This is a genomic window from Aestuariivivens insulae (genome assembly GCF_022662195.1).
Taxonomy (GTDB): domain Bacteria; phylum Bacteroidota; class Bacteroidia; order Flavobacteriales; family Flavobacteriaceae; genus Aestuariivivens; species Aestuariivivens insulae.
Window position 1 is genome coordinate 252,420 of sequence record NZ_JAKMCS010000004.1, and the last position, 23,808, is coordinate 276,227.

Genomic DNA, 23,808 nt, shown 5'->3' on the forward strand with positions numbered 1-23,808 from the left:
TGCTTCTTCGCAAGACTCATCGCAATGACACTGCTGTTGTGGTTCTAAATCGTTTTAGCAAATTCAATAAAGAAATTAATTGATTCTGGGTTTTTCATGGAATCGATATTAATCGATTTTTCTACAGGCATTTGCAACAAGATCTTTTTTACGGGAGCTTCCATTTTTTTGCCGCTTATGGTATAGGGAATATCCAAAACTTCAATGATAGTATCGGGTACATGCCGTGGGGAATACTCTTTTTTAAGTTGGCTATTAATTTGAGTTTTAACGTCATCGGTTAAGGCATAAGACGGTTTCATTTTTACAAATAAGGGCATAAAATGGTTGCCGCCTTCTAATTCTAAATTAACAATAAGCGAATCTTCAATAGCTTCTATTTTATTAATGCTTCGGTAAATTTCGCTGGTGCCAATGCGTATTCCATGTCGGTTTAAGGTAGCGTCCGATCGACCATAAATAACAATACCATGGGTTTGGGAACTTATTTTTATAAAGTCACCATGACGCCATTTTCCTGGGAAATGTTCAAAATAGCTAGACTTGTAACGTTCATTATTAGTGTCGTTCCAAAAATAGATGGGCATGGAGGGCATAGGTTGGTCTATAACCATTTCACCTAAATCATCCTCAACAGGTTGCCCGTTATCGTCGTATGCATATAATGAAACACCTAAAGCACGACATTGTATTTCACTGGCATGAACGGCGTTAAATGGTGTGCCTCCAACAAAGGCTGTACAGACATCGGTGCCACCAGCCATAGAGCATAGCCATACGTCTTGTTTTATGCTGTCGTATACATATTCAAAGGCTTCATAAGGTAAAGGAGCCCCTGTAGAGCTTATGGATCGTAACCTTGTTAAATTATATTGGTTTTTTGGTAATATATTGCGTTTCATACTGGCTACTAAAAACGGGGCACTGGTGCCAAAGTGATTAATGTTTGTTTCTTCTGAAAACTCCCAAAGTTTATAAAAATCGGGGTAAGTTGGAGATCCATCATAAAGTACAATGGTGGCTCCCATTAATAATGGGGATTGTAGAAAATTCCACATCATCCAGCCTGTTGTGGTGAACCAAAAATAACGTTCGCCTTCATGTACGTCGTTATGGAAAGCCATGTACTTTAAATGTTCCAATAAAATACCGCCGTGAGAATGAACAATAGCTTTGGGCAATCCTGTTGTACCAGAAGAATACAATACCCAAATAGGATGATTAAAATCTACAGGTTCAAAAACAAGCGTATCGCCTTGAGTTTTAAAGATATCGTTTATGTTTATAAATGCTTTTGGAAAATTAGCGGTCGATACTTTGTTTAGATAAGGCAGTACAATAACCTGCTCTAAGGTAGGTAGTGCTTTGGCAATATCTTTAGCTACCGTAGTTTTATCGTACGGTTTTCCATTGTAGTAATAGCCATCTACTGTTATAAAGACTTTGGGTTTAATTTGTACAAAACGATCTATGACGCTTTCACTTCCAAAATCGGGCGATGTACTGGACCAGATGGCTCCTATTGAGTTTACCGCTAAAAAAGAAATGGTTGCTTCTGGAACATTGGGCAGAAAGGCCACAACACAGTCTCCTTTAGTAACGCCAATAGATTTTAGGTAAGTGGCCATAGATGCCACTTTAGTTCTTAAGTCGTTCCAAGATAGTTCGAGATAATCGCCTTGTTCGTTGTTAAAGATGATGGCGGTTTCATCATTAAGGTGTGTATGCCTAAATACATGTTCGGCATAATTTACTTGTGCCCCAGAAAACCATGTTACATTGGGCATGGTGCCTTTGGTTAAAATTGAACTGTAGGGCTTGTGTGAAATCACCTTAAAATAGTCCCAAATACTTTTCCAAAACTCTTGGATATGATTTACAGACCATTGCCATAAATCTTCATAGGTGTTAAAATGCAAATCATGGTTATTTGCCAGCCAGGTTTTGTATTTGAATAAATGACTATTTTCTTTAAAGGAAACCGATCCTTCCCATATTTTTTTATTGGACATTTTTAATGGTTTTAAGCGACCTAAAGATAAGCATTATTCAAGGAATGAAGGCTTATAATAGTACCTGGGATGTACGACAAATTTCAGACTTAGGCTACGGGATTGATAATGGTTAATAAAGATTGAATGGATTGAAGAGATTGATGGGATTTAAAAGGCAAACTGGATGTTAGAGGTTGGAGATTAGAAGTTACTTGTTGGGAATCAAGATTTTTTTGTGATGTACTGAACTAACAATTAAAGCCCCGCAAAAGCGATTGGAGCGACAGCTTTTTTAAAATTCCAAAAATTTTAAAAAACTATAGCGTAAAGCGCGGTGGCTTGCCATTTGCCCAAAAAATGATCGCAAAAAGATAATTGTGGCATAACCTTGTGCTTTGAAATGAGGCAATATAAATCTAAATGTTAAAAAAATACGCATTTCATCGATTTAATATGTTTTTTATCTATTATTTTGAAAAAAAGTTTCATCTTTACAATCCCAAATGAACCAAGCCAAATTATAAATTTGCCTCAAGTCTACCATAAATTTTAACCTACTTAAAATGGAACCAAATCTACCTGAGCAAATAGAATTTAAAGACAGTAGATTGAAGGAAACGCTTCAAGAGCTTTTGCAGTTTGTAAGAGGGTTACTGTATTTAACTAAAAAAGTATTCATGCTATAAACCTTTTGGAATAGCATGAATTAACTTTTTAGTGTACTCTTTTTTAGGATTGTTGTAGATCACATCGGCATCGTCTAATTCTTCAATTTTACCCTTGTTCATAACCAGTAGCTGATCGCTCATATATTTTACTACAGCTAAATCGTGTGAAATAAAAATATAGGTAAAGCCAAAATCTTCCTTAAGTTCATTTAATAAGTTTAAAACCTGTGCTTGAACCGATATGTCCAAAGCAGAAACCGACTCATCACAAACAATGAGTTTGGGTTGCAGTGCAATGGTTCTGGCTATGCCTATACGCTGACGCTGTCCACCCGAAAACTCGTGTGGATAACGATTAAAATAGTCTTCTGATAGCCCCACCCGGTTTAAAATATCCAAAACCTTAGCCTTGCGCTCTTCGTTGGTATGGCCAATGCCATGTACCACCATAGGCTCCATGATAGCTTCTCCAACAGGTATTCGAGGGTTTAGGGAAGAAAAAGGGTCTTGAAAGATAATTTGAATCTCCTTTCTAAGTTTTCGTATTTCAAGATTTGAAAGTTTGGTAATGTCTATCCCGTTATATAAAATGGTGCCTGCTGTTGCTTTATCGAGTTGTAGAATGGCATTGCCCAAAGTAGATTTACCACACCCAGATTCGCCTACCAAGCCTAGGGTTTCGCCTTCGTAAAGTTTAAAGCTAACTTGGTCTACTGCTTTAAATGCAGCTGGCTTGGAAAACCACCCCGATTTTGAAATATATTCTTTTTCAACATTTACCACTTCCAATAGTGGTGGTTTACTATACAATGTTTCGTGCAACGATTTGCGTTGTTGGGGTGTTATAATTTCGTCTGAAAGCGTATTGTTTAGGTAGTCTTGAATGGTGGGCAATGTTTTTAATCGGGTATCTAACGACGGCCTTGAATTAATAAGCGCCTTGGTGTAATTATGCTGTGGATGTTTAAAGATGGATGCCACATCGCCCTGTTCTACAATACTGCCTTGGTACATTACTAAAACGCGATTGGCAATTTCTGAAATTAAAGCCAAATCGTGTGTAATAAAGATGATGCTCATTTTGGTTTCTTCCTGAAGCGTTTTTAAAAGTGTGATGATTTCCTTTTGAACTGTTACATCAAGTGCTGTGGTAGGCTCATCGGCTATTAAAATATCGGGTTTGCAGGCAATGGCCATGGCTATCATAACCCGTTGTTTTTGTCCGCCGGAAATCTCATGGGGATAGGCGTCGTAAATACGAGACGGGTTGGGAAGCTTTACCTTTTCAAATAACGCGATGGTTTCTTCTCTGGTCGCTTGTTTAGAGAGGGTGGTATGCTGTAACAGGATTTCCTGAACTTGTTTGCCGCAGGTCATAGACGGATTTAGGGAACTCATGGGTTCCTGAAAAATCATCGCCATTTTTTGGCCGCGTATTTGCTGAAATGCTTTATTGGTAAGTTGCGTTACATCCTGTTCGTTATAGATAATGGAACCCGAGGTTATGGCTGATGTCTTTTTGGGCAATAAGCCTAAAATAGCTAACGAGGACACCGATTTCCCCGAACCCGATTCGCCAACAATACCCAATATTTCATTGCTATAGAGTTGGTATGAAATACCATGAATCACTTCATTGTTTCCAAATGCAATGGAAAGGTTTTCTATTTGTAATAAAGGTTTTTTTGTTGCCACGAATACACGAATGTTTTTAAAATTCAATTTTATTTTGAATGTCACCTCGAGCGCAGTCGAGAGGTCTGTTTTTAGGTTTTATTTGGTGAGGTCTCGACTGCGCTCGACCTGACAAGTAGTTGTTATGTTCTATTTTCTATCTTCTAACCTCTAGTTTCTTTGATTATACATGAATAATTTCATCCTCACTTAAAAGTGCATCACCGCGAAGCCTTAAAAATATTTGTGCCACTGCAATGGTATCTTTTTCGCAATAAGTAATGATACGGTCTATATCGTTCTCTTCATAATACACCCTAAACACTTCGCTGCCATCAATATCGTCTTTTGGGGAGGGTATGCCCAACACGTTGGTCAATAGTTTTAGGGAGGTGTAGGTTTTGTAATCCCCAAATTTCCAGAGTTCCAAAGTGTCTAAATGTGGGACTTCCCAAGGTTTCTTGCCAAACAGATTCAACTTATAGGGTAGTTCCATGTTATGGATGATCATACGACGTGCAATATACGGAAAGTCGAATTCCTTACCGTTATGGGCGCACAGTAAATGTTTGGTTTGGCTAAAATGTGAAATCAATAGGTTTTTAAAATCCTTTAAAAGACTAATTTCGTCACCATGAAACGAAGTTACTCTAAAGGTTCTGGTATCGCCTTGAAGGCTAAAATAGCCCACCGAAATGCAAACGATTTTTCCAAACTCTGCCCAAATACCTGCGCGTTCGTAAAATTCTTCTGCGGTGAACTCGTCTTTACGTTGGTATTGCGATTTGAGCTCCCAAAGGGTTTGTTTGGTGGCGTCCAAATCTGAAAAATGTTGGGTTTCCGGAACGGTTTCTATATCCAGAAATAGAATGTTTTCTAGGTTAAGTTTACTAATCATAAAACTAATTGGTATTTATATATTCAATAGCTTTTTCTAGAACTTCATCACGTCCTTCCTTAATACCCTTTATGGTAGGTTTAACCTCAATATCTGGAATTATACCCACCCGTTGGGTTTCTGTGCCATCGGGGTAATAAACACCAATGCCAGAAATCATGGTTTGCAGGCCACCAGGAAGATTGATTTTCGAAACATTGCCATCGGCTCCAGCTGTGGTGCTACCCATAACGATAGTCTTATTGCCCGCTTTAAAAGCCATGGCTGTATATTCTGATTGACTTTGAGAATGCTCATTTACTAATACAACCACTTTTTTCCCCTTATAAGACCAAGACCTATCAATACCAACTTTGCGGCCATTTCTAAAAGTAAACTCTCCTGGGTTATTTTTATTCCCTTGTGTAAATTTCACAAAGTTTGTTCTATTGGAATTTAGAAAGTTTCCTAATGAAAATGGGACAAATGCAGAAGGGTAATTGCGAATGTCAACTATAATTCCTCTAGCATTTTTGAAATTAGACTTAATGCTATCTATGTCCTTTTTCTTAATATATTTTAGTGTAATATACCCTATATTATTGTCAAGCATTTTATAGCTTTTACCATTTGGTTCTTTTTTGTAGCCAAAATAAAAATTTAGATTTTCCTTATTATATAATTTTAAGTCTTTGGTTAAACTTTTATTGTTATGAGTATAGGTAATAGATATGGTATTTGAATTTGCCCTTAAAATATCAAAAGACATGTTTCTGAGTCTTGTAGGTTGATTGGAAGCAGGATAGAGATTATGATTTTCTTTTATAAAAGTTTCAACCGCTTTTCCATTAACATGTGTTATAACATCACCAATTTCCAAACCGCTTTCTGTTTTTAATTCTGGGTTAAAGTAATCATCAATAACCAATTTATTTTCTACAAAGCACACGTGAAAAGGAGGGTAGTAATTACCGCGTTGTTCTTGAATTTTATTATTTCCTCCCCATAGGTTGGCGTGAGTGTCTTTTATGTCTGCAATAATTTGAAGGGCCGCTAATTCATATTTTAATTCACTATCTGCATTTATGAATTTAGGAATATATTCAATTAGACAACTGTTCCAATCCTTATCAATTAAATGTTTGTAAGGAAAGAAATATTGAATCATGTTCCAATATCGGTATAATGCTAAGAGGCGAAAACCAGCATCAGGATATTTCATGTCATAATATGGATTTTCATTTGTGAACTTTGGATTGTTCACATTTGGAATCATACTAATATAGTATTGATCCCCTTGGTGCCTGTTGGTTTGAATATATTTGAGTTTTGAAACTAAGATGTTTGATAGCCCTTTATTGTCAATCCAAGCTAAATCAGGTTTTAAAAACGCTTCTTTCGATGTTTCTTTGCACGATTTACACGGTTTTAATTCTCCTAGTCGCTTTATCCAATCTGTTAGTAAACTATCTCGTTCTTTATTGGGTTTTACTTTTTGATAATTAGGTAGAAACCTAAATAGTTCATAATCCCAATTGTAGTTTCCTCCTCCAATAGCAGGATGATAGTATTTTAAAAAGCCCCAAATACGCCCCAGTAAATCAAGGTTGTTAATTTGATTTTCATCTAAGGTTAAAAAAGTAATTTTTGAACCTGTATCGAATTCTGTATCTAGCTGTGGTTTGGTCAGTACTTTTTTAGGAGTATTCTCAAGTGATTTTCCGTCTACAGTTATTTTTAAATTGTCTACCCATATTTTTCCAGTTCCAGCAAGAATGCCCCCAAATACAATTGTTTTAGCATTGTTATTTAAAGAAAGCTCAATTTCATATTTTTTCCATTCTGTGGTTCCAGTGATACCACGCGATTTCATATTATCAAAGGCAATGTATGGATCAATACGCATCCAGAGGCCAGCCCAACCACTACTAACATTTTCCGTTTTGATGTATCCGGTTAGTTTAATTTTTTTACCACCAAAATCTGCTGGGATTTTGTATGATAATGCATTAAATTCAACATTTTGACTATTGCTTTTTATTGATGCACATATGTTGCCGCTTTTAGATATTAATTGTTCGTAAGAAATTGAATAGTCGCCATCTCCAAAAACACTCCAATTTTTGGCCTTTCCATCTTCTAAAATTTCGAAATCTAAATTGAGGTTTTTTTGGGCAAAGATTGAATGCGATAAGATTAATAATAATAAAAAAGATCTTTTCATAATGATTGATTAATGTTAATGCAATCAAATAAAACTTAAAAAAAATTCTTACAATCTAAGAAAATGTTAAATAACATAATATTAAGATTCCTTGCCTAACATTTTATAAGCTTCTTCAATGTAAACATCAACATCTTCGGCAAATTCATCCATAACAGTTTGTGGTGTTCGTTTATGACCCAACCTTACAATAATAATATTGTTTGTTCTGTCTACAATAACCATTTGTCCTAAATGCCCCCGCATGATAAATAATGATTTGCCGTCTTTGTTGTGCAACCACCAGCCATAACCGTATTGTGGGCTTTCGGGAAATCGGGGTGTTACCGATGTGGCAACAAATGTGGAATCTAAAATCTGTTTGCCTTTCCATTTGCCATGGTCTTTATAAAGCTTGCCAAAACGCGCAAAATCTTTGGCGTTACTGGCAATGCAGCAATAGGCCTTAACCATTTGGTTTGCCTCACTGTCCAACTGCCAAAGGGCTTCGTTTTCACATCCAAGCGGCTTCCAAAAGCTTTCAGATAAATAGTTATATAATGTTTTGCCTGTGGCTTTTTTTATAACCATGGCTAGGAGTTGTGTGTTTCCACTTTGGTATTTAAAGGATTGTCCAGGAGCTTCAACTACTTTTACTTTGTTAAGCATCATGGCTTTTAAATCATCATCAAAGTAAGCTCGGGTAGTAATGGAAAAAGGCGAATAATAGGCTTCATCCCAATCGCTTCCCGATGCCATACTGGCTAAATCGCCTACCGTTAGTTTGGCAGCCAACCCATTGCAGTATTCAGGAAAAAAATCGCATACGGGTTGGTCTAAACTTTTTATATAGCCTTCCATAATGGCTTTGCCCAAAAGTCCAGACACATAACTTTTTGCCATGGAAAAGGAATTGGATTTTGAGTTATCATTAAACTCGTCGTAATAGTTTTCAAACCAAATGCTATCGTTTTTTATGATAACAAAAGCTATGGTGCCATAGGTGTTGTTGGTTGTGGTTAATCGTTCTGTTTCTTTAGCGCTATTATAGTTTTTATGGTCTGGCCATGGTTGGGGTGTGCTGTTTTCAATAATTCTATTGTCGAAGTGTTTATAGTCTTCTAAAAAGGCTGTGGTATGTCCGTTTAAATAAATGGTGCGAACGGCTTTAATAAGGTAATCGGTATCGGTTATATAGAGCACTATGATGAGTGCCCCAAATAGGATAACCAACCATTTTAGAAGTTTTATGATGTGTTTCATGAGCTTGCTTTAACTTGAATTAAATATAGGAAAATTAATTCATCTTTTTTTGAAAAGCAGTTGAGGTGCAATGGTTAAAAAAGCGATTGCTGTTTGTACGGACTCTCATGGTCCAGCAACCATTGTTTTCTGTGGAGTCCTCCGGCATAACCCGTTAGGCTGCCATCGCTACCTATAACACGATGACATGGAATAACGATCCAAATGGGGTTTTTGCCATTGGCGTTGGCTACCGCCCTAATGGCTTTTACATCACCCAGTTGTTTAGAAAGTTCTAAATAAGTGGTGGTTTTGCCATGTGGGATTTGTTCTAAAGCCTTCCAGACTTGTTTTTGGAAATCGGTGCCCTGTGGATTTAATTTTAAGTTGAATTGTTGCCTAGTCCCTTCAAAATATTCGTTAAGCTGAATGACGCAATCTTCTAATAGAACAGGAATAATATCTGTGGTTTTTTCTTCAGATTCCCACTTACGCGGGAAAGACAAATTATTTGTTCCTCCTTCGGGGGAATTTAAATTATTAAGTACTGTAATTTCGGTAATACCATCTTCATCACCAACAATTTTGGTAAACCCTAAAGGTGTTTCGATGATGCAACTTTCCATTACTTTTTGGTATTATCGTCAATAAAGATGCCTAATTTTTTAGCGCGGGTTTCCCAGCTTTTTCTAGCCAGGAGTTGCAAATCCGAGACATTATCGCTTTCATCCATAATCTCTAAGCCCAATAGGGTTTCTATCACGTCTTCCATGGTTACCAAGCCATTAACGCTACCATATTCATCCACGGCTAAAGCCATATGGTTTCTGCTTTCTACCAGTTTTTCAAATAGGGTAGGAATAGACAGATTTCTATTAACAACAATAATGTTCCGTTTAATATCGGCTAGTTTTTTATTGCCGTTGTCCAAAGCCATTTCCTTAAATACTTCGTCCTTTAAAACAAGCCCGACAATATTGTCTGGGTCGCCCCTGTATATAGGAATTCTGGAAAACCTTAGGTTGATGTTTTTATTAAAAAAGTCTTCAACGGTGGTGGTTTCATCTTCAATTTTCATGACTGTTCTAGGGGTCATCACATCTTTTGCAAAAACTTGCTTAAAGTTGAGCAAGTTTTTAATGATAATACTTTCGTTTTCTTGAAAAACCCCTTCTTCATGGGCTATATCGGTCATGGCCATAAAGCTTTCCCTGCTTAGCACGCTACCATGGTGACCCTTACCTCCAATTAATTTTGTGGTAAGCTGTAATAGCCAAAGAAGCCCAGTCCATTTTAAAGGGAAGATTAAAATGATGAGTGTTTTTGATGCGAAATTGGCTAGGCTTTTCCAGTAGGTGGCCCCTATGGTTTTTGGAATAATTTCTGAAGCCACTAAAATTAAAAAGGTCATTATGGCCGAAACGATGCCCACTGTATTGATTCCGAAAAGCTCTACTTTATAAGGTAATTTTTCAGCTTCGATACCTACCATCATAGCCCCTAAAGTATGGGCAATGGTATTTAGGGTGAGAATGGCAATTAAGGGTTTGTCTACATCTTTTTTTAAGGATTCTAGGGTTAAAGCATAGTCTTTGCCTTCTTGTTTTTTAATGTTTATAAAGGTTGGTGTAACACTAAGTAACACGGCCTCTAGTATAGAACATAAAAACGAAAAAAAAATGGAAACGGTTGCCCAAAAAATTAATGTGCTCATAGCTTGTTATAAAGGTCTAAAGTACTAATTATTTTGGGAATTAATGGTAGTTAAATTGGCTGTGTAGAACACTTGTTGTAAAGCAGGTCTTATATTAAGATCATAGATGTTTCTATGTGTTCTTGTGGGATAAACACGATTGGATAAAAAGATAAACACAAGCTCGTTATCGGGGTCTGCCCATACAAAAGTCCCCGTAAAACCAGAGTGACCAAAACTTTTGGGACTTACCTGAGGTGCTGGGTAGGCTTCTTTTATGCTTAAAGTATCATTTCCAATTAAAGGCTTGTCGAACCCTAATCCGCGCCGGTTATCGTTTTCTGGATATTGAATTCGTGTAAATTCCTCAACCGTTGAGGTTTTAAAATAGTGTTTGCCGGCATAGGTGCCTTTTTGTAATAGCATTTGCATATAAATAGCTAAATCTTTGGTTGTTGCAAACAATCCGGCATTGCCAGAAACCCCACCAAAAAGTGCTGCGTTCTCATCGTGTACCCAACCTTGTGTTAGAGTGTTTCGGAAGATGGAGTCGTTTTCTGTGGGGACTATAGTATTTTTAAACGCTTTTGTTGATGGTAAGTAACCTAGTGTTTCACAACCTAAGGGTCTGTAAAAATGGTTTTGAAGATAGCTTTGGTAGTCCTCACCTGTTATGTTTTCAATTAGTTGCGGGTAAATTAATGAGGCCAATCCCGAATAGAGATAAACTTTATCGTCACTTACTTTAGAGCGTTTAATCTTTCTGAAGACCTTGCGATTAAATCGATTTTTTATGTAGAGGTTTGGATAGGCTTGATTCGAAAACCCTTTGCGTTTTTCGGTTTGTACAAATCGTTTTTTAGGTTTGCCTTTTCTAAGGACGTCACTTAAAAATATAATGTAAGGTTTCATACCCGCTTGGTGCGCTAACAATTCACGAAGGGTAATATCTTTTTTATCGGCTCTATGTTTCCATGAAGGCCAATAAGTGCTAAAAGGTTTGTCGAGGTCTAATTTGCCTTCTTCGTAAAGTTTCATTAAAGCAGGTAAGGGACCAACAATTTTGGTAACTGAAGCTAAGTCGTATATGTCATTCAATTGTACTTTTTGGATGCTATCGTAGGTATGGAAACCATATGCTTGATGAAAAATGATCTTACCCTGTTTGGCAACCAATACCTGAGCACCTGGGAAAGCTTGTTCCTTAATTGCCCGTTGCATTATGGAATCGACTCGATGTTGAATGTACCGTGAATCCAATCCAACCAATTCTGGGCTGCCGTATTGCAATTGGCCCTGTACTGTGCTAAAAATGAGTAAAAAGAGTAGCGTAAAGTTTCGCATATGCTTTAGGGATACTAATTGGTTTGAAAGTTACAAAAGTATTTTTTAGTACGCTTATGAAGGCCTAGTAAACTTGGTCTTTAAGGGTGAAGAAATTGTAGGGATTGAAAAGGGAAATTGGATGTTGGATGCCAGAGGCTAGAGGCTGGAAGCATAGAAATTTTAGTTAACTAATAATTTTTTGGACATGACAAAAATCCTTGTGTCTTTTCTTTTGTGTTTTAATAAGACCCTTCCGACTTTAAACTCTTAAATGAGTTTAAAGCCACCTTCCCTTCTAAAGGGAAGGAGTTGTGGTTGTTGATTTATTTAAACTCCTTTCCTTTTAAAGGAGGAGTGGCTGCGGTGGCTTGCCATTTGCCCTAAAAACCATTTGCTAAAATTATTTGTAATGTGTTATTAAGAGGGGTTAAAACAGTTTTAACTGACCGTGTTTGTAACTTTCGTGAAGCGATGTGTTTAGTTTGGGCATTCCTTTACCCTTAAAATATTTTTGCCTAGCCAATTTTACAAGGTTGTTAATCTGTTCGGCTATTTTGCCTTCACCACGCATGCGTTTTCCGTAACGGCTATCGTTTAAGGTGCCGCCGTGGCAACTTTCAATTTGGCGCACTATTTTTTCGGCGCGATCTGGCATGGTCTTTTTTACCCAATCGGTAAAAATTTCACCTATGGCACCATTCAACCTTACTATGGTGTGGGCAATGGACAAGGCACCATTTTCTGAAGCGGCTTTGGCCAAAGGTAAAATTTCATGACTGTTAATGGATGGTATTATGGGGGCCAGCATGACATTAACGGGAATGCCATTTTCGCTAAGGGTTTTAACGGTTTCCAGACGTTTTTTTATGGTTGCCGTTCTGGGTTCTAAGATGCGTCTGGTCTCTTCAGAAAGTGAAGTGATGGATATATTAACGGCAATTAATTGGTCTTTCGCCAAGGCCTTTAAAATATCCAAATCCCTTAAAACCAAAGCGTTTTTGGTAATGATAGCAACGGGGTGTCTGTATTTTAAATATACTTCCAGGCATTGTCGGGTAATTTCAAATTGTTGTTCTGCGGGTTGGTAGCAATCGGTGTTGCCGGATAAAACTATGGGGTAGGCGTTCCAGCTTTTCTTTTTTAGTTGTGCTTCCAATAGCTTTGGGGCATCTTTTTTAACCAAAATACGTCGTTCAAAATCCAACCCCGCACTATAGCCCCAATATTCATGGCTGTTACGGGCATAACAATAAATGCAACCGTGCTCGCAACCTTGGTAAGGGTTCATGCTGTACATTAATCCTAAATCGGGACTGTCTACTTTATTTACTATGGTTTTAGGGAAAACAGGTAGGTAAAGGGTTTTGTCTTTGTCGGCCAGCTCACCTTCCTTACTACAATATTCCAAAAAATCGTCACGTAGTTCATGGCTCAATTCGAAGAATCGGTTGGAGACGTTAAGCTGTGCGCCACGCCCTTTTATGGTTGATTTTGGGTTCATTGTAGAAAAATTAACGGTTACATATTATATAGGTAACGCTATGAAAATTGAGATTGCTTTATAAAAGGATTGAAAATCAATTTAAAATCTAGTGAGGTCTCTACTGCACTCGACCTGACGTTTTTAATTATTGAATTTCAGATTTTTAATTTATAGCCGAACTCAAGTTTAAAATTACTTATAATTTGAATGGCAAATTGTTAAAACAAAAATGGGTTATCAACAAAAGCGGTTTTGCTTTGCCATAAAAAATGTCGAACTTAGTCAGCTACTTATAATATCAAGTTTTCCACAACATTAGAAAATGAAACAATGAACAAAAAAGTACCTTTCCTTTTGTCCCTTTTATTGATTACCGTTTGGTCTTGTAATAAGTCTGTTTCCAATGAGCCTACTAAACCAAAGCGTCCTAACATTATATTGGTGTATATGGACGATATGGGTTATGGAGATTTGGAATGTTATGGCAACCCTATTATTAAAACACCTAATTTAAATAAAATGGCTCAAGAGGGGATTAAGTTCACTTCGTTTTATGCGCCAAGTTCAGTCTGTACACCGTCTAGGGCAGGGTTGCTTACTGGAAGGTATCCCGTTAGAAATGCACCAAATAATTTTGGGCCAGAATCTAAAGATGGGCTGCCGTTAACCGAAGTGACCATGGCCGATGTTTTAAAACAAGCGGGCTATGTTACTGGGGCTATAGGGAAATGGCATTTGGGACATTTACCAGAATATTTACCAACCTCCCGTGGCTTCGATTATTTTTATGGCTTGCCCTATAGTAACGATATGATTCTGCCCTGGTGCCCATGGCTTACAGACGAGGACAAACTCTATATGTATGAAAATGAGAAGCCTATTAAGGAAATAGGAAAGCAGCAGGACAGGTTAATGTTGGATTACTCCAATAAGGCCATTGCTTTTGTAAAGAAACATAAAGAGGAACCTTTTTTCCTTTATCTCGCTCATGCCATGCCTCATTTACCTATTAGTGCACCAAACGAATTTAAAAACACGTCGGAGGCGGGCTTATATGGCGATGTGATTGAAACTATAGATTGGACTATTGGCGAGCTTCTTAAAACCTTAAAAGAACAAGGCTTGGAGGAGAATACCCTTGTGGTGTTTACGAGCGATAATGGCCCTTGGCATAATTTACCAGACCGTATGCTTGCCGATGGAGTAGAGCGTTGGCATACTGGAACGACAGGGCTGTTTAGAGGGGCTAAGATGACCACTTATGAAGGCGGCTCTAGAGTTCCTGCTATTATGTATTGGCCCAAAACCATTGCAAAGAATCAAGTGAACAGGGATATTGTAACGGGGCTGGATTTGTTTCCAACATTTGTGGCCTTGGCAGAAGGGGAGTTGCCCAGCAAATACACCATTGATGGGAAAAACCTTTTGGGAGTGATTACCGAAAACCAAAAATCGCCACGCCATTCCTTTATGTATTGCTCTGGCAAGACTGTTGAAGCCATAAGGGAAAATGAATGGAAATTAAGAATTACCGAAGCCGATAGCATACAGCTCTTTAATCTAAGCGAAGACCCAAGCGAACAATATAATCGTGCACAAGCATTCCCTGAAAGGGTAAGTGAGTTAAAAGATAAAATGGAGGTCTTTGCTGCGGAGACGGATTCGAGGGTTTATGTTGAGCTATAGCTTAGGTGTTTGTCATGTAGAATAAGCGAAGTATGAGCGACGAGACATCTCATTAGGAAAGGATTTTTCCTTATGCTTCGTTCGGAATGAAGAATCTTTTATAAAAATTTTAATGCCTTAAGATGCTTTATTCTGCTTTGAATGAACAAAATGGAACACTTTTTAGACAGTTCCCCTTGAGATAATATGATTCAAATTAATTTCAGGTAAATAAGCCAATGGAAAGAGGCAAAGCTTTAGCAAATCGATTAAAAGAAGTTTTATTGGATGGCCAGTGGATTGCAAACACAAATTATAAAGTTCAAATAGAAAATGTAAATTTGAAGGAAGCCACTCAAAAAATAGGGTCTTTGAATTCAATCGCAGCCCTTACTTATCACATTAATTATTATTTAGAAGGATTACTACATGTTTTTAAAGGTGGCAAACTTGAAATAAGGGATAAGTATAGCTTTGATATGTCGCCTATAGTATCGGAAAAGGATTGGACAAATTTAGTTGAAGCATTTTTATTTAATGCTAAACTATTTGTGATTGAAGTTTCAAAGATGTCAGACAGTAAATTAGACGAACCTTTTGTTGATGAAAAATATGGAACATATCAGCGTAATATTGAAGGCGTTATTGAGCACAGCTATTATCATTTAGGACAGATATCATTAATTAAAAAAATGATTTCCTAACGTTAGTCAACGTATTATTTACCTTGAAAATCAGCTTTTCGTTTTTCTAAAAAGGCAGTTGTACCTTCTTTAAAATCTTGGGTTGCAAAAGCTTTTCCAAAAGCTTCAATTTCAATTTTAAAACCATCAACACCATCTTGATAATTAGCATTTATGGCTTTAATGGCTGCTGTAATAGCTACGGGAGAATTTCTGGAAATTTTTAAGGCTATTTTTTCACAAAGCGCAAGCAGTTTTTCTTGGGGAGTTACATGGTTTACCAATCCGTAGGCCAAGGCTTGGTTGGCATCGATCATGCCTGCTGTCATAATAAGTTCCATAGCCCGGCCTTTACCAATTAATTGTGGCAAACGTTGTGTGCCGCCATATCCAGGTATAACGCCTAAGGACACTTCGGGAAGTCCCATTTTAGCATTATCGCTAGCAACCCTAAAATGGCAGGCCATAGCCAATTCGAGTCCGCCACCCAAAGCAAATCCATTAACAGCAGCAATGACCGGGGTGCTTAAATTTTCGATAAAATCGAACAACAACTCTTGACCTTTAGCTGCGAGTTGCATACCCTGTTTGGCATTAAAATGAGCAAATTCGCTAATATCGGCACCTGCTACAAAGGCCTTGTCGCCACTACCCGTTACAATAATAACTTTTGTGCCTTTGTCCCTATTGGCTACATCAAAAGCCTCATGAAGTTCTTGAATGGTGTCCTTATTTAGGGCGTTTAATTTGTTAGGGCGGTTAATAGTAATGGTAGTGATGCCATTGTCTTTTTTGGAAATGATATTTTGATAAGCCATAATTTTATGCTTTTGGAAATGTTACTTTAAATACGGTGCCTTTATCTTTTTCCGACTCAAATGAAACGGTGCCGTTATAGGTCTCAACAATGTTTTTAACCATAGCCAATCCTAATCCCATACCACTAGACTTTGTAGTGAATTTGGGCTCAAATACTTTGCCTTTATTTTCTTCTGAAACCCCAGAGCCATTATCGGCAACCGTAATAATAACATTGTTGTTTAACTCACTTACATGGACAATAATTTGTGGTGCTTCGTCTTTTGAGATGGCCTGGGTGGCATTCTTAACCAAATTTGTAACGACCCTAATAAGCTGAGTTCGGTCAAACTTAGCTATGATTTCTTCGGTATTACTTGTAAATATTATGTAATCTTCATTAAAAATATCCAATGCCAATTTTACAATTTTAACCACATTTAAGGTTTCGTTTTGTTGGGCAGGCATTTTGGCAAAAGTAGAAAATGCCGATGCGATAGAACTCATCGTATCGATTTGCTGGATCAATGTTTTGCTATATTCGTCAACCTTAGTGACAATATCAGGGTCTTGGGGGTCAAACTTTCGTTGAAAGTTTTGAACCGTTAAGCGCATGGGTGTTAACGGATTTTTAATTTCGTGCGCCACTTGCTTTGCCATTTCCCGCCAGGCTTGTTCTCGCTCACTAGTAGCTAATTTAACGGCACTCTCTTCCAATTCGTCAATCATACTGTTATAGGAAGATACTAATGTGGAGATTTCTTCACTGGTATCATCAATTACAATCTTTTCATTGCGCTTTTCCAATCGTGTCTCATTAATTTTATCGCTAATGGCCTTTAAGGACTTGGTAATGTATTTTGATAATAAAAAGGCGATGATAATAGCGGCAATAAGTACAAACAAATAGGCCAGTCCTAATCGGGCCAAGAACTCGTCTAACTCTTTGGCCAAAAAGTCATCCCGTTCTAAATACGGTAAGTTTAGGATCGCCAAAGGTTTAAATTTTTTATCGGTTATATAGGTATAAGAAGACCGATAAGTCTCGCCGTTTTCTTTGTGTTTATCTACAAATCTATGGTCTGCCCTATTGGAAACCGCATTTAAAATTTCGGCATTGAGACAGCTTTGTAAGGTGTCTTGGGACAATAAAGCTTTAGAAGATTTTAAAAGTGTGCCCTCCAAATCGTAAAGGTTAATCTGTAACGAATGGATGTCGGCTATTTTGTTGAGTTCGTCTTTAAAAATTAAAGGGACCTTTTCGGTTATAACGGGATAGGAGGTTTCCTTTATAACGTTATTGAGGTGTCTTTGAATTGCCCGTTCCTTACGCTGTAATCGTTGTTCATTATAGTCTTTGGTTTCTTCGTTGTATTGTAAAATGGAAACTATAGCTATGATGATCGATGCCAATAATACGAGCAAGATCATGGCAATAAAAATACGGGTACGTAAAGAGAGGCTTTTTAATTTCATTGGTCTAAAGATAGCAATAATCACACCAATTATTTGTAGTGTTGTCCTAGATTTGGGTGTACGAAATCATTAACGATTGATGGTTAACGATTAAGCGCTCTAGAGCCAAGAGGCAAGACCCTAAACGAATGAGGATTTAAGAACTGTGTAAGATTGAACAAAATTGATGTAAGATCGACTTCCTTGAACATTGAATCTTGGACAGGCTCTAGGCCTCAGGATTTTTTTCTCTAATGTTTTTATAGATTTTGAAGCCTAGCATGATAAGAACCCCTAAAACAATAATGCCAACAATGCCCCATACCCAATCGATAGCGCTTTTTAGGATGACCAAAAACACAACCGCAAACAAGATAAAGGTGGCACCTTCATTCCAAATACGCATGAAGCTGGATGATTTCTTCACCACATCGTTTTGTAATTGTTTAAAATATTGATGCGTCTTTAAATGGTATATAAAAAGCAATACCACAAAAGCTAGTTTAACCTGCATCCAAGGCTGTTCTAACCAAAACGGTTGTAGGATAAGCAACCAAATGGCAAAAATAGTTGCTAGAATAGCCGAGGGCCAAGTGATGATGTACCATAATCGCTTTGCCATTAGCTTTAATTGTTTACCTAGAATTTCTTTATCTGGTGAAGGCTTATGGAAGGCTTCAATTTGATAGACAAACAACCTTGGAATATAAAATAAACCAGCAAACCAGGTAATCACAAAAATAAGGTGGAATGATTTTATGTAGAAATAGGCCATAATTTATGCGGTTTCAATGTTAGACATAGACCACTCGTTTATCCAATTGGCTAACAAATCTACAAACTCTTGATCATCATTTAAGCAAGGGATGGTAGTAAATGTGTCTCCTCCCATTTCATGGAAAATCTCTTGGCCTTCCATTGCAATTTCTTCAAGGGTTTCTAGGCAATCGCTAACAAAAGCAGGAGTTACAATAGCCATATGTTTAATACCCTGCTTGCCCAATCGCTCAATGGTCCTGTCGGTATAAGGTTGTAACCAGGGATCGAATCCCAATCTTGATTGGAATGATGTGGAATAGGAGCCTTCTTTTAGCTGTAATTTTTCAGCCACTAATCTAGTCACTTCCAAACACTGGTGACGGTAACAAAAGTCATGAGCCATGCTTGGTGTAACACAGCATTGGCCATCTATTTTGCAATGGGATTTGGTGATGTCACTTTTTCTTATGTGGCGCTCGGGAACACCATGGTAGGAAAACAACAAATGCTCGTACGGTTTCCCTTCTAAATGGTTTTTTATAGCGTTTGAAAGGACGTCAATATAATCGGGCTTGTTATAAAATGCAGGTACCGATTCTATTTTCAACTGAGGAAAATGGGTTTGTCTTATCTTTTCGGCTAGAACCAAAATGGTTTCAGTTGTAGCCATTGCAAATTGAGGGTATAATGGAAACAACAAAACTTCATTCACCCCTTTGTCTACCAATTCTTGAAGCCCTTTTTCGATGGTCATACTGCCATAGCGCATGGCCAAGGCTACAGGAACGTTTACTTGTTTTTGTATTTTATGCTGTAGCCGTTCAGAAAGGACAATAAGGGGTGAGCCTTCATCCCACCATATTTTTTTATAGGCAGCTGCAGAAGCCTTAGGTCTTGTTTTTAGAATGATACCTCTTACAAGCAAAGCCCTTGCCGTGTAAGGGAGGTCAATAACACGTTCGTCCATTAAAAATTCACCCAAGTATTTTTTTACATCTTTTGGTTCTGGGCTATCTGGGGATCCTAAATTAACAAGTAAAATTCCTTTCATTAATTATGTGTTGTGAGCGACCTGTTAGGTTTTTAAAACCTAACAGGCCTTAAGTTTTGGTTTATTATGTTAAAGACATTAAATATTTTTTTGGCGTGGTGCCATACTTTTTCTTAAAAGCAGCAATAAAATGACTGGCTGTACTATAACCAATTTTATGACCTACTTCGTTTACATTGTTTTCGCCCGATTCCAATAATTTACGGGCGACTTCCATTTTATAGTCGAACAAAAAGCTAAATACCGAGTCGCCATAAATTTGTTTAAAGCCTTCCTTTAGTTTTTTTAAGTTCAAGCCAATCTCGTCTGCTAATTCCTGTAAGGTTGGTGGTTCTGCCATACGGGCTACCATAATATCCTTGGCTTTTCTAATCTTTATAACATTGGTTTCATCGACCAAAAATGGACATTGTTCAACATCTGCTTCCTCACTTCTATTAAAATATAAGCTTAACAACTCATAGGCTTTACCTTTAAAATATAGGTTCTTTATAGACGAATTAAGGTTGTAATTAATCAATTGGTTTAATACAATAGCCATTGATGGCGAAATAATACCATCCTTATAATATTTTTTATCCCTATTATCGGCATTTAAAAACGAAATATAGTCGGCTTCCTGAGAAAATAGACTATGAAATTTTTTAATGGTTATTAAAATGGAAAGCACCCATGAATTGGGTTCTAACTGTAAGTTTATTGGCAGTTCCCGTTGCGGATTGTAAAGCAATAGGGAGCTTTCTTCAGAAATGTCTAAAGCATATCGGCCTTGGTTAAAAACAAACTTGGTGGAGCCTTTAACACAAAAGTGAAACTGAATAAAATCGCTATCTATTTCTTTAGCAATACTTTGAGCGACATTTTTTTCGTTCTTAAATGTTAATATTAAAAAGCCATCATCAATTTTGGTTTCCTCAAAAGTACTTTGAGCGATATTTTCTGAGTCCATTTTTTTATCTGCTTTTAAATTTTATTTAGATTGGTTCTAAATAAATGATTCTGAAACCGTTGAATTCACTACAAAAGTATGACATTTATCATATTATTTACGAAAAAGTGTTTAAAAAACGAAAAGCGATACTAAAAGTTCTTTTAGCGTTATTTTTTTTCAAACTATCATTCTACATTTGTTTCCGATTTTTAGGTATTAGCATGCAGAAGTACAATATTTCACGTAGTAATTACTTTTATGCCATTGGCTTAAGTTATAAAAAGGCCGATGCGCATGTAAGGGGACGCTTTAGTTTAGACGAAATGTCTAAGCAACAATTGCTTGGTCAAGCAAAAGAAAATGGTATTGAAAGCCTTATTGTGACCTCTACATGCAACCGTACCGAGATTTATGGCTTTGCACAGCACCCTTACCAGCTTATACAACTCTTATGCGATAATACTGAAGGTACTGTTGAAGAGTTCCAAAAAGTGGCCTATATTCATAAAAATAGCGATGCCATTGCGCATATGTTTCGTGTTGGGTCAGGTTTGGACAGTCAAATATTAGGTGATTTTGAAATTATTAGCCAATTAAAGGCCAGTGCCCGGATCTCAAAAAAGCTAGGATTGCTTAACCATTTTTCCGAGCGATTGGTGAATGCCGTAATACAGGCCAGTAAACGTATAAAAACAGAAACCGAAATTTCATCTGGTGCGACTTCAGTATCATTTGCTTCAGTACAATATATCTTTAATAATGTTGATGATATTTCTAATAAAAACATCCTGTTATTTGGTACTGGTAAAATAGGTAGAAACACCTGTGAAAACCTGGTAAAGCATACCAAGAATGAACATATAACCCTTATTAACAGAACCAAGGATAAGGCCGAAAAGATAGCAGGCAAATTTAATTTGTTAGTAAAGGATTATGCTAATTTACAGGAAGAGATAAGCCATGCCGATATATTAATTGTAGCTACAGGTGCTCATCGTCCAACAATAGACAAACATATTCTTCAGCTTAAAAAACCGTTGTTAATTTTAGACTTGTCCATTCCAAAGAATGTTAATGAAAATGTTGTGGAACTGGAAAATGTGGCCTTGGTTCACCTTGATCACTTATCACAGATTACCGATGAAACCTTAGAAAAACGTCGAGAACATATTCCATTGGCAGAATCTATTATCGAAGAGGTTAAAGTTGAGTTCAACAGTTGGTTGGAAACCCGAAAGTTTGCCCCAACCATAAAAGCATTAAAGCATAAATTAAGCGATTTTGCCGCTGCTGAACTAGATGCACAACGTAAAAAATTAGCTGACTTTAATGAAGCCCAAGCTGAATTGATCAGTAACAATATCATTCAAAAGATAACAAACCACTTTGCCCATCATTTAAAAGACGATGGCGTTTCTACAGACGAAAGTCTAGAACTAATTAAAAAAGTGTTTCAGTTAGAAGAACTTCCAAAAACTAATGAACTCATTTAAACTTTTTTGATTGAAGCCAAAATTAGATATTTTTTGTTCAGCTGAAGGCTATTTTGAGTTGTATAGCTGGGCTACGGAAGGAGAAAAAGACAAAGAGTGGGTAAAAAAAGAGCAATTTTATAGCTAATTGAAAAATTTTAAATGAGTTCAGAATCTAAAACCATAAAAATTGGCACGCGCGATAGCGAACTAGCATTGTGGCAAGCCAAAACCGTACAGCAACAACTTGAGAGCTTAGGGTATAAAACCCAATTGGTTCCTGTTAAATCTACAGGAGATATTGTTCTTGACAAGCCGCTTTACGAATTAGGAATTACAGGTATTTTTACACGTACCTTAGATATCGCGATGCTAAACCACGATATCGATATTGCAGTACATTCACTTAAAGATGTGCCAACTGTTTTACCAAACGGTATTGTACAAGCTGCTGTTTTAAAGCGAGGGAATGTTAATGATACGCTTGTTTTTAAGAACAATGAGGAGTTTTTGGGTGCAGAACATGCCGTTGTTGCTACAGGGAGCCTACGCCGTAAAGCACAATGGCTTAATCGCTACCCCACCCATACTATAGAAAACTTAAGGGGAAACGTCAATTCAAGGTTACAAAAGCTAAAAGATAATGCCCATTGGGATGCTGCTATTTTTGCGGCAGCAGGTATTGGTAGAATAGGCATTCGCCCAGATCAGGCCATAAATTTAAGCTGGATGGTGCCTGCCCCGGCACAAGGTGCTATAATGATTACCGCTTTAGATGAAAACGATTTTGCAAAAGCCGCTTGTGCAGAACTAAACCATGAAGAAACTGAGATATGTACGGCTATTGAACGTGAGTTTTTAAATAAATTAGAAGGAGGTTGTACCGCACCTATTGGTGCTTTAGCACAAATAAAAAATGATGAAGTTTCTTTTAAAGGAGTGCTTTTAAGTACAGACGGATCTAAGAAAATAGAAGTTACCCGAGTTGATAAATTGGGCAAACATCACGATATGGCAACCTTTTGCGCCAATTATATTATTGAGCGAGGTGGCAAGCGTTTAATGGATACCATAAGGAAATCCAATAAAACAACCAATGTCTATTCCACAAAATCGTTAACCGAAGATCAACGTTTACTGTTGAATGAAAATGTAGTTGCAGCAAGTAGCGATTTTATTAAAATAAGCTTAAATCGTATCCATCCGCATGTCTTAAAAAATGAAATACAGAATGTTATCATTACTAGCAAAAATGCGGTTGAAGCTTTATTGACCAATTATTCTGCCATAGAACTGCAATTTAAAAATATCTATTGCGTAGGCCGTAGAACAAAGCGTTTAATCGAAAAGAAAATTGGCCCAGTAAAGCATGCTGAAAAAAATGCTAAAAAGCTAGCAGAATACTTGGTTGAATTTATAGATGGTACTGAAGTGACTTATTTCTGTAGTGACTTAAGGTTGGATGATTTACCCAATATATTAGAGCAAAACGGTATTAAGGTTAACGAAATAGAGGCTTACCAAACCAAGTATGATGGTGTAAAAGTCGATGATACTGTGGAAGGAATTATGTTCTATAGCCCATCGACTGTAGAAAGTTATGTGCAGCACAACCATAAAGAGGTTATTGCTTTTTGTATAGGAGAAACCACAGCTAAAGAAGCCCAAAAACACTTTAAAGATGTGAGGATTGCCAAAGTTCCTACAGTGGAAAGTGTTATTGAATTAGTGAACGAACATTATATATAATTGTCATTCCTGCGAAGGCAGGAATCCACTTAAAAAATTAAGTTTCAATTAAAAAGAATCCTGTTGTAGTTTATCTTAAGCGATA

At 37.1% G+C, this 23,808-nt stretch carries 19 protein-coding genes; 5 read left to right on the forward strand and 14 right to left on the reverse strand.

Going from position 1 to position 23,808, the window contains the following annotated elements; translation table 11 throughout:
* Window positions 1-44: 44 nt before the first annotated feature.
* On the reverse strand, window positions 45-2,012 hold the full coding sequence (locus tag MR062_RS07115; RefSeq protein WP_242203408.1) for an acetoacetate--CoA ligase: 1,968 nt from the start codon (window positions 2,010-2,012) through the stop codon (window positions 45-47).
* A gap of 545 nt (window positions 2,013-2,557) precedes the next feature.
* Here MR062_RS07115 and MR062_RS17635 point away from each other — a divergent pair.
* Window positions 2,558-2,680, forward strand: a complete 123-nt coding sequence (locus MR062_RS17635; RefSeq protein ID WP_262916823.1) for a hypothetical protein — start codon at window positions 2,558-2,560, stop codon at window positions 2,678-2,680.
* Here MR062_RS17635 and MR062_RS07120 read toward each other — a convergent pair.
* From MR062_RS07120 to MR062_RS07155, 8 genes are all read right to left on the reverse strand, one after another.
* Window positions 2,675-4,357, reverse strand: coding sequence for an ABC transporter ATP-binding protein (locus tag MR062_RS07120; protein ID WP_242203409.1), 1,683 nt, complete (start codon window positions 4,355-4,357; stop codon window positions 2,675-2,677). The two genes, MR062_RS17635 and MR062_RS07120, sit on opposite strands and share 6 nt — an antisense overlap.
* A 163-nt stretch (window positions 4,358-4,520) precedes the next feature.
* Window positions 4,521-5,234 carry a 3'-5' exonuclease gene (locus tag MR062_RS07125; RefSeq protein ID WP_242203410.1) on the reverse strand — a complete coding sequence of 238 codons (714 nt, stop codon included), beginning with the start codon at window positions 5,232-5,234 and terminating at the stop codon, window positions 4,521-4,523.
* Between the two features lie 4 nt (window positions 5,235-5,238).
* Window positions 5,239-7,437: a S41 family peptidase gene (locus MR062_RS07130; RefSeq protein ID WP_242203412.1), complete on the reverse strand. Its 2,199-nt coding sequence runs from the start codon at window positions 7,435-7,437 to the stop codon at window positions 5,239-5,241.
* Window positions 7,438-7,518: 81 nt separating this feature from the next.
* Window positions 7,519-8,679, reverse strand: a complete 1,161-nt coding sequence (locus MR062_RS07135) for a serine hydrolase domain-containing protein (protein ID WP_242203413.1) — start codon at window positions 8,677-8,679, stop codon at window positions 7,519-7,521.
* A 74-nt stretch (window positions 8,680-8,753) separates the two neighbouring features.
* Window positions 8,754-9,284 (reverse strand): methylated-DNA--[protein]-cysteine S-methyltransferase, encoded by a 531-nt coding sequence (locus MR062_RS07140; protein ID WP_242203414.1) that lies wholly within the window; start codon window positions 9,282-9,284, stop codon window positions 8,754-8,756.
* Window positions 9,284-10,372: a CNNM domain-containing protein gene (locus MR062_RS07145; RefSeq protein ID WP_242203415.1), complete on the reverse strand. Its 1,089-nt coding sequence runs from the start codon at window positions 10,370-10,372 to the stop codon at window positions 9,284-9,286. The genes MR062_RS07140 and MR062_RS07145 overlap by 1 nt, the downstream gene beginning before the upstream one ends.
* Window positions 10,373-10,396: 24 nt before the next feature.
* The gene (locus tag MR062_RS07150) at window positions 10,397-11,695 is read right to left on the reverse strand and encodes a serine hydrolase domain-containing protein (RefSeq protein ID WP_242203417.1); all 1,299 of its coding nucleotides are present in this window, start codon (window positions 11,693-11,695) and stop codon (window positions 10,397-10,399) included.
* A gap of 409 nt (window positions 11,696-12,104) precedes the next feature.
* The gene (locus MR062_RS07155; RefSeq protein WP_242203418.1) at window positions 12,105-13,178 is read right to left on the reverse strand and encodes a PA0069 family radical SAM protein; all 1,074 of its coding nucleotides are present in this window, start codon (window positions 13,176-13,178) and stop codon (window positions 12,105-12,107) included.
* Between the two features lie 312 nt (window positions 13,179-13,490).
* Here MR062_RS07155 and MR062_RS07160 point away from each other — a divergent pair, with 312 nt between their 5' ends.
* On the forward strand, window positions 13,491-14,846 hold the full coding sequence (locus MR062_RS07160; protein WP_242203419.1) for a sulfatase family protein: 1,356 nt from the start codon (window positions 13,491-13,493) through the stop codon (window positions 14,844-14,846).
* A 218-nt stretch (window positions 14,847-15,064) separates the two neighbouring features.
* Window positions 15,065-15,529, forward strand: a complete 465-nt coding sequence (locus MR062_RS07165) for a DinB family protein (RefSeq protein WP_242203420.1) — start codon at window positions 15,065-15,067, stop codon at window positions 15,527-15,529.
* Window positions 15,530-15,543: 14 nt separating this feature from the next.
* Here MR062_RS07165 and MR062_RS07170 read toward each other — a convergent pair whose 3' ends face one another.
* From MR062_RS07170 to MR062_RS07190, 5 genes are all read right to left on the reverse strand, one after another.
* A complete protein-coding gene (locus tag MR062_RS07170) occupies window positions 15,544-16,326 on the reverse strand; it encodes an enoyl-CoA hydratase/isomerase family protein (protein ID WP_242203421.1) in 783 nt (260 codons plus the stop codon).
* A 4-nt stretch (window positions 16,327-16,330) separates the two neighbouring features.
* Window positions 16,331-17,782 (reverse strand): sensor histidine kinase, encoded by a 1,452-nt coding sequence (locus tag MR062_RS07175; protein ID WP_242203422.1) that lies wholly within the window; start codon window positions 17,780-17,782, stop codon window positions 16,331-16,333.
* A gap of 208 nt (window positions 17,783-17,990) precedes the next feature.
* Window positions 17,991-18,536 (reverse strand): CopD family protein, encoded by a 546-nt coding sequence (locus tag MR062_RS07180; protein ID WP_242203423.1) that lies wholly within the window; start codon window positions 18,534-18,536, stop codon window positions 17,991-17,993.
* A gap of 3 nt (window positions 18,537-18,539) precedes the next feature.
* Window positions 18,540-19,571, reverse strand: coding sequence for a ferrochelatase (gene hemH / locus MR062_RS07185; protein ID WP_242203424.1), 1,032 nt, complete (start codon window positions 19,569-19,571; stop codon window positions 18,540-18,542).
* A gap of 64 nt (window positions 19,572-19,635) precedes the next feature.
* Window positions 19,636-20,520, reverse strand: coding sequence for a helix-turn-helix transcriptional regulator (locus tag MR062_RS07190; RefSeq protein WP_242203425.1), 885 nt, complete (start codon window positions 20,518-20,520; stop codon window positions 19,636-19,638).
* A gap of 203 nt (window positions 20,521-20,723) precedes the next feature.
* On the opposite strand from MR062_RS07190, the gene hemA reads away from it, so the two are divergent.
* The gene (hemA, locus tag MR062_RS07195) at window positions 20,724-21,995 is read left to right on the forward strand and encodes a glutamyl-tRNA reductase (protein ID WP_242203426.1); all 1,272 of its coding nucleotides are present in this window, start codon (window positions 20,724-20,726) and stop codon (window positions 21,993-21,995) included.
* Between the two features lie 141 nt (window positions 21,996-22,136).
* Complete coding sequence (hemC, locus tag MR062_RS07200) at window positions 22,137-23,723, forward strand: hydroxymethylbilane synthase (protein ID WP_242203427.1); 1,587 nt, start codon at window positions 22,137-22,139, stop codon at window positions 23,721-23,723.
* The last annotated feature ends 85 nt before the right edge of the window (window positions 23,724-23,808 follow it).